The organism is Roseateles sp., assembly GCF_036404855.1.
Classification (GTDB): Bacteria; Pseudomonadota; Gammaproteobacteria; order Burkholderiales; family Burkholderiaceae_C; genus Pelomonas.
The window spans coordinates 1-6915 of the sequence record NZ_DASWYS010000140.1; the positions used below are offsets into that span (position 1 = coordinate 1).

Sequence of the window (6915 nt, forward strand, 5' to 3'; positions counted from 1 at the left end):
AGCTGCAGCGGCGCCCGACGGCCGGGGAAGTTCGGGCGCCGCGGACAATCCCGCCATGTCTCTCACCCTGGCTGCGCCCGTGCAGCATGAACTGATCGTCAAGAAGAGCCGCTTCCTCGGCCGCGTGGAGCCCTGCGCGGACCGCGCGGCGGCGCTGACCCGCGTGGCCGCGCTGCGCGCCGAGCACCCGGGCGCCGCTCATGTGTGCTGGGCGCTGCTGGCCGGCGGCCACTCCGCGGCCAACGACGACGGCGAGCCCGGCGGCACCGCCGGCAGGCCCATGCTGGACGTGCTGCGGCATCAAGGCCTGGACGGCGTGCTGGCCACCGCCGTGCGTTACTGGGGCGGCGTGAAGCTCGGGGCCGGCGGCCTGGTGCGGGCCTACACCGACTGCATTGCCCAGGCGCTGCTGACGGCCGAGAAGATCGAGCGCGTGGCGCTGGTGGAACTGGGCTGCGAGCTGCCCTACGAGCTGGAGGGCCGGCTGCGGCGCCTCGCCGAACAGCATGCCGCGCAGCTGCTGGACGTACGGCACGAGGCGCGCGTGCACATGCGCTTCGCGCTGCCGGTCACGGCACGGGCCGCGTTCACGGCCGCCGTGGAGGCGGCGGCTCAGGGCCGCGTGGCCTGGGCGCGCGAAAGCAGCATCGCGTCGCCGTAGCTGAAGAAGCGGTAGCGCTGCACGATGGCGTGCGCGTAGAGGGCGCGGATGCGTTCGTAGCCCGCCAGTGCGCTGACCAGCATCATCAGCGTGCTCTTGGGCAGGTGGAAGTTGGTCACGAGGCGGTCCACCACGCGGAACTCGAAGCCCGGCGTGATGAAGATGTCGGTCTCTCGGGCACCGGCCTCGAGTCGGCCACCATGCGCCGCGGACTCCAACGCACGCAGTGTGGTCGTCCCCACGGCGACGACGTTGCCACCGCGTGCGCGGCAGGCGGCTACAGCGTCCACGGTGGACTGCGGCACCTCGAACCATTCGCTGTGCATCTTGTGCTCGGAGAGTCGATCGACACGCACCGGCTGGAAGGTGCCGGCGCCAACATGCAGCGTCACGTGTGCGCGCTCGACGCCGCGTTCCGCTAGGCGTGCGAGCAAGGCCTCGTCGAAATGCAAGGCCGCCGTTGGCGCGGCGACGGCACCGGGCTCCTTGGCAAACACCGTCTGATAGCGGCGCACATCGTCCTCGCCGTCGGCATGCGCGATGTAGGGCGGCAGAGGCACATGGCCGTGGACCTCCAGCAGCGCGAAGGGGTCACCCTCGAAGCGCAGGTGGAAGAGGCCCTCGTCCGGCCCGCAGCGGCCCAGAACCACGGCATCGAAAGCGTCAGCGAAGCGCACGCGGCTGCCCGGCTTGGGGCTCTTGCTGGCGCGCAGATGCATCCAGACCTCCCGCGTGCCGGGCAGCACGCGCTCCACCAGCGCCTCCACCGAGCCGCCGGTCGCCTTGACGCCATACAAGCGGGCCTTGATGACGCGGGTGTTGTTGAAGATCAGCAGGTCACCGGGCGACAGCAGCTCGGGCAGCTCACGGAACACCCGATCCACCGGGACTGCATCCGTGGCGTCGAGCAGCCGCGAGCCACTGCGCTCGGGGGCGGGATGCTGGGCAATCAGCTCTGGGGGGAGGTCGAAATCGAAGTCGGCCACCGTGTGGGCCGGCAAGGCGGGAAGGCTCATGGACGCGCTTGAGGGCCGGACAGACCCGTTCCAAAGGAGAGGGATTCTCCCATCGCCACACTTTGATTCAGCTCAAGGCGGCGCGCGCGGCGCGGTGCCAGCATGGTCACAGGAGGTTCCATGAGCACTGCTCTCACACCCGGACAACATGCGCTGCTGGAGAACGAGCTGCGGCTGGCGCGCCAGCGCACGCAAGCCGCGTTGCAGGCCCAGCGCGATGGCAGCGACCGGCTGGCTCACGCCGCCGCCCTGCTGCAAGACGACCCTCAGGAACACGAGGCCGAGCGCGAGCTGGATCAGGCCCGCAGCGAGCTTCTGCTGGCTGAGCTGCAGGACATCGACGACGCACTGATGCGCCTGAAGACGCCCGGGTACGGCCGCTGCATCGACTGCGGCGCCGTCATTCCGTTCGACCGCCTCCAGCGTCAGCCTCAGGCGCTGCGCTGCGTCGATTGCCAGACCGCCGCTGAGGCCGCCCGCTGATCCACACCGATTTGCCAGGAGAACCCTGATGTTTCACGCCGTCGTCCACCTCGACCACCACCATGCCCAGGTGCTGCATTTCGATGCGCACCAAGTTCACGCTGCCCGCATCGAACCCCACGACCGCCGTGCGGCCGGCCACGACGCGCACAGCGAGCACGCCCTCTTCGAGGCGGTGTGCCAGGCCGTCCAGGACACGCCCGAGGTGCTGGTGACGGGTTCGCACCCGGTCATCGGTCAGTTCCGCCACTACGTCGAGGCCCACCGGCCCAAACTGGCACCGCGCATTGCCGACTACCGGCCGGCCGCACCGCTGAGCCAGGGCCAGATGCTGGCGCTGGCACGCCAGTTCTTCGTCGCCCACGACCGCATGGCAGGCGTACCCACGCCGAGCTGAGCGCCACCCCGGGGCGGGCATATCGCACACCCACGGCACCGGCCAGCAGAGAACTGTCATGTGGGCCCCCTAGACTCGGTGCGCTCCCTCTGCCGCCGTGAACCGCCGTTCCTGCCTCGCCCTGCTCACCCTCCTCGGCGCGCGACTCCCGGTCGCCAGGGCCGACGACTTCCTGCTGGGCTTCACCGAGAACCTGCCGCCGCTGAATTACCTGGATGGCAACGGTCCCCAGGGCTTCAGCGTCGAGCTGCTGCGGATGATGGTGACGGCGGCCGGCATCGGGCTCGAACTGCAGGTGCTGCCATGGCAGCGGGCCGTGCAGGCGGCCGAGAGCAGCCCCAACAGCGTGCTGTTCTCGTTGACGCGCACGCCGGAGCGTGACGCACAGTTCCAGTGGGTCGGGCCGATCGCGCAGCGGCGCATCCTGCTCTACAAACTCGCCAGTCGCAGGGACCTGACGCTGACGCAACTCAGCGACTTGGCCGGTTTCCGCATCGGCGTGGTGCGTGACTCGGCGGCGGACCGCCAGTTGCAGGCCTCGGGCCTCAAGCCCGGCGTCCACCTGGAGCATGGTTTGGACGATGCCACCAACGTGCGCAAGCTGCTTGCGGGACGCATGGAGTATGTGGCCCTGCTGGACTGGGCCGCTGGCTGGAACCTGCGCCAGATGCAGCTGCCCTACGGGACGCTGCAACCCGTCATGGAGCAGGACGCCTCCCGCGCCTACTGGTACGGCCTGCGCCTGGACACCGACGCGACCCTGGTGCGCCGGCTGCAAGCGGCGCTGGACGCCCTGCGGCGCGACGGGCACTACGAACGCCTGAGGCAGCGCTACTTCCGCTGAACCCCTCGCCCGCGCCGCGATCGCGCCCCGGCCGTCGGGCGGCCATGCCGCCAGAATCTCGCCCATGACTGCGTCGCCCCCGCCCCCGGACAAGCCCAAGTCCGCGCCCCAGAAGGCCATGGAGAAGCTCGGCCTGGTGCGCGACATCGATCTGGCCCTGCACCTGCCCATGCGCTACGAGGATGAGACGCGACTCGTGCCCATCGCCGCCCTGCGCGAGGGCGAGACGGCCCAGGTGGAGGGCTCCGTCGTCGACTGCCAGGTGGAACTGCGCAGCCGCCGCCAGCTCCTGGTGCGCCTGAAGGACGAGTCCGGCACCTTGCTGCTGCGCTTCCTGCACTTCTATCCTTCGCAGCAAAAGCAGATGGCGGCCGCAGCCCGGCTGCGCGTGCGGGGCGAAGCCCGGGTCGGCTTCTTCGGCCGCGAGATGGTGCATCCGGTCGTCAAGGTCGTGAACGACGACACGCCGCTCGCGCAATCCCTCACACCCGTCTACCCCGCGTCGGCCCAGTTGCCCCAGGCCTATCTGCGCAAGGCCGTGGCCACCGGCCTGGCCCGCGCCGACCTGCGAGAGCTGCTGCCACCGGGCGTGGTGCCGCGTGGCCTGCCGGCGCTGAAGGACGCGCTGAACTACCTGCACCATCCACCGCCCAGCGCCTCCCTGCTGGCACTGGAGGACCACAGCCACCCGGCCTGGCAGCGGCTCAAGTTCGAGGAGCTGCTGGCCCAGCAGCTGTCGCAACTGCAGGCCCAGCGGGAGCGTGCGGCTCTGGTCGCACCGGCGCTGCGCGCCCGGCCAGGCGGCCTGCACGAGAAGCTGCTGGCGGCCCTGCCCTTCCAGCTGACCGGCGCACAGCAACGTGTATCGGATGAGATCGCGCATGACCTGGCCCGGCCGCAGCCCACGCACCGGCTGCTGCAAGGCGACGTGGGATCGGGCAAGACCGTGGTGGCCGCGCTGGCCGCCGCCGTGGCCATCGACGCCGGCTGGCAGTGCGCGCTGATGGCACCCACCGAGATCCTGGCCGAGCAGCACTTCCGCAAGCTCGTCGGCTGGCTGGAGCCGCTGGGACTCAAAGTCGCGTGGATCACCGGCAGCGTGAAAGGCAAGACGCGGCAGAAGATGCTGGACGCGGCCGCGTCGGGCGAGGCGCAACTGGTCATTGGCACGCACGCCGTCATCGAGGACAAGGTGCGCTTCGCCAGGCTGGGACTGGCGATCATCGACGAGCAGCACCGCTTCGGCGTCGCGCAGCGGCTGGCGCTGCGCAACAAGCTGAAGGCGATGGACCTGGAGCCGCACCTCTTGATGATGAGCGCCACGCCCATCCCGCGCACGCTGGCGATGACGTATTTCGCCGACCTGGACGTCTCCACCATCGATGAGCTGCCGCCCGGCCGCAGCCCCATCGTCACCAAGGTGTTCACCGACGGCAAGCGCGACGAGGTCGTCGACAAGATACGCGGCGCGGTGGGCGACGGGGCCCAGGTCTACTGGGTCTGCCCGCTGGTGGAGGAAAGCGAAGCGGTGGACCTGCGCAACGCCACCGAGACGCACGCCGAGCTGAGCGCGGCGCTGCCCGACGTGTCGGTGGGCCTGCTCCATGGCCGCATGTCGCCAGCCGACAAGGCGGCGGTGATGGCGCAATTCTCGTCAGGCGCGACGAGCGTGCTGGTAGCCACCACTGTCATCGAGGTGGGCGTGGACGTGCCCAACGCCAGCTTGATGGTCATCGAGCATGCGGAGCGCTTCGGCCTTGCGCAGCTGCACCAGCTGCGCGGCCGCGTGGGGCGCGGCGCCAAGGCCAGCGTCTGCGTGCTGATCTACAGCCCGCCCCTGTCCGACACGGGCAAGTCGCGGCTCAAGGCCATGGCCGAGACGACCGACGGCTTCGAGATCGCGCGCCGCGACCTCGACATCCGTGGTCCCGGCGAATTCATGGGGTCGCGTCAGAGCGGCGCCGAGCTGCTGCGCTTCGCCGATCTGCAGGAGGACGCGCCGCTGCTGGTGGCCGCCCGCACCCTCGCGCCGCGGTTGCTCGACGAGCACCCCGAGGCGGCGCGTCGCCAGGTGACGCGCTGGCTCGGGACCAAGGCGGAGTTCCTCAAGGCCTGAATGCAGGGCACTCAGGCCGGGCGGCCTACACAGCCGGCTTCACTTGCAGCTGAAGCTCTTCGCGTTCACTTCCTTGACATTGCCGGCGCCGCAGGTCGCCAAGGCCTGCTCGCTCATCTTGCCAATGGCATTCGCGTCGGTCGACGTCGTGACGGGCGGTGCAAAGACGCAGGCGCTCAGCAGGGCGGCGGCGGCCAGGATGGCGGAGAAGGAAGCGATGCGGTTCATGCGGGGTCCGAAGGTTGGAGATGGAGAAGGCCGCAGCCTAGGCGAGGCGCGGCACGGCGTCGCCCGGCATGCGACGAGATGCATACCGGCGGGGCCGGCCTGCACCGGCGCGCGATGCACCGTGCTCAGTCGCCCAGGCAGATGCCGAGATCTCGGGCGGTGGCAAGCGTATCGCCATCCAGCGGCACGGCCTTCATGCGGCCCGCCACCTCGGCGAGCGGGACGGGGCGGACGTCGCTGCCGTCCAGCGCCACCATGATGCCGCTCAACCCCGCCGCCAGCTCCCGGACCGCCGCAGCACCGAAGCGCAGCGCCGCGACGCGGTCGAAGGCCGTCGGGCTGCCGCCCCGCAGCAGGTGGCCCAGCACCACGCAGCGCGTGTCCTTGCCCGTCAGCCGTGCCAGCGCTTGGCTGACCTGTTCGCCCATGCCGCCCAGGCGCTCGGCATGCCCGGCCTCGGCCGGCGCGGTCAGAGCGCGGGCGCCATCGCGCGGACACGCGCCTTCGGCCACGACAACGATGGAGTAGGCCTGGCCCTGCGCATCGCGTCGCGCCACCATGCCGGCGACGGCGGCCAGGTCGAAGGGCAACTCGGGCAGCAGGATGGCGTGGGCGCCGCCCGCGAGCCCGGCATGCAGCGCGATCCAGCCTGCGTAGCGCCCCATCACCTCCACGACCAGCACGCGATGGTGGCTGGCCGCCGTCGTGTGCAGACGCTCGATGCAGTCGCTGGCGAAGGCCACGGCGGTGTCGAAACCGAAGGTCGTCACCGTGCCGTCAAGGTCGTTGTCGATGGTCTTGGGCACACCCACCACGCGCAGGCCCCGCTCGGCGAGCCGGTGAGCGATGGCCAGCGACCCGTCGCCGCCCACGGCCACCAGGGCATCCACGGCCTCGCGGGCCAGCGCGTCCAGCAGGTCCTGCGAACGGTCGACCAGCGCCATGCCGCCGGTGACCTGCGGTGTCGGATAGGCGAAAGGGTCGCCCTTGTTGGTGGAGCCCAGCAGCGTGCCACCCAGCGCGGCGATGGCCTCCACACGCTCGTGCGTCAGCTCCAGCAGGCCGCCGTCGCGGTAACGCCCAGGGCTCAGCAGTCCGTCGTAACCGTCGCGGATGCCGACGCAGCTCCAGCCGCGCTGCAGTGCGGCGCGGGTGACGGCACAGATCACG

The 6915-nt window shown here is 70.6% G+C and carries 8 protein-coding genes; 5 read left to right on the forward strand and 3 right to left on the reverse strand.

Going from position 1 to position 6915, the window contains the following annotated elements; genetic code table 11:
* The first annotated feature begins 55 nt into the window (after positions 1-55).
* Positions 56-661: a YigZ family protein gene (locus VGF12_RS09315; RefSeq protein ID WP_331175755.1), complete on the forward strand. Its 606-nt coding sequence runs from the start codon at positions 56-58 to the stop codon at positions 659-661.
* Here VGF12_RS09315 and queA read toward each other — a convergent pair.
* Positions 613-1677 carry a tRNA preQ1(34) S-adenosylmethionine ribosyltransferase-isomerase QueA gene (gene queA, locus VGF12_RS09320; RefSeq protein ID WP_331175756.1) on the reverse strand — a complete coding sequence of 355 codons (1065 nt, stop codon included), beginning with the start codon at positions 1675-1677 and terminating at the stop codon, positions 613-615. The genes VGF12_RS09315 and queA overlap by 49 nt on opposite strands.
* A gap of 120 nt (positions 1678-1797) precedes the next feature.
* Here queA and VGF12_RS09325 point away from each other — a divergent pair, with 120 nt between their 5' ends.
* The 4 genes from VGF12_RS09325 (at position 1798) to recG (ending at position 5517) form a co-directional block, all read left to right on the forward strand.
* A complete protein-coding gene (locus VGF12_RS09325; RefSeq protein WP_331175757.1) occupies positions 1798-2160 on the forward strand; it encodes a TraR/DksA family transcriptional regulator in 363 nt (120 codons plus the stop codon).
* 28 nt (positions 2161-2188) lie between these two features.
* Complete coding sequence (locus VGF12_RS09330) at positions 2189-2557, forward strand: hypothetical protein (protein WP_331175758.1); 369 nt, start codon at positions 2189-2191, stop codon at positions 2555-2557.
* A 97-nt stretch (positions 2558-2654) separates the two neighbouring features.
* On the forward strand, positions 2655-3401 hold the full coding sequence (locus VGF12_RS09335; protein ID WP_331175759.1) for a substrate-binding periplasmic protein: 747 nt from the start codon (positions 2655-2657) through the stop codon (positions 3399-3401).
* A gap of 64 nt (positions 3402-3465) precedes the next feature.
* Positions 3466-5517 (forward strand): ATP-dependent DNA helicase RecG, encoded by a 2052-nt coding sequence (gene recG, locus VGF12_RS09340; RefSeq protein ID WP_331175760.1) that lies wholly within the window; start codon positions 3466-3468, stop codon positions 5515-5517.
* A 39-nt stretch (positions 5518-5556) separates the two neighbouring features.
* On the opposite strand, the gene VGF12_RS09345 is transcribed toward recG, so the two are convergent.
* Positions 5557-5745, reverse strand: coding sequence for a hypothetical protein (locus VGF12_RS09345; protein WP_331175761.1), 189 nt, complete (start codon positions 5743-5745; stop codon positions 5557-5559).
* A gap of 125 nt (positions 5746-5870) precedes the next feature.
* Positions 5871-6914: a 6-phosphofructokinase gene (locus VGF12_RS09350; RefSeq protein ID WP_414710054.1), complete on the reverse strand. Its 1044-nt coding sequence runs from the start codon at positions 6912-6914 to the stop codon at positions 5871-5873.
* Between the last annotated feature and the right edge of the window lies 1 nt (position 6915).

Coding starts and splice junctions, on each gene's coding strand:
- VGF12_RS09315 (WP_331175755.1), top strand. CDS start 56: ATGTCTCTCACCCTGGCTGCGCCCGTGCAGCATGAACTGATCGTCAAG.
- queA (WP_331175756.1), bottom strand. CDS start 1,677: ATGAGCCTTCCCGCCTTGCCGGCCCACACGGTGGCCGACTTCGATTTC.
- VGF12_RS09325 (WP_331175757.1), top strand. CDS start 1,798: ATGAGCACTGCTCTCACACCCGGACAACATGCGCTGCTGGAGAACGAG.
- VGF12_RS09330 (WP_331175758.1), top strand. CDS start 2,189: ATGTTTCACGCCGTCGTCCACCTCGACCACCACCATGCCCAGGTGCTG.
- recG (WP_331175760.1), top strand. CDS start 3,466: ATGACTGCGTCGCCCCCGCCCCCGGACAAGCCCAAGTCCGCGCCCCAG.
- VGF12_RS09345 (WP_331175761.1), bottom strand. CDS start 5,745: ATGAACCGCATCGCTTCCTTCTCCGCCATCCTGGCCGCCGCCGCCCTG.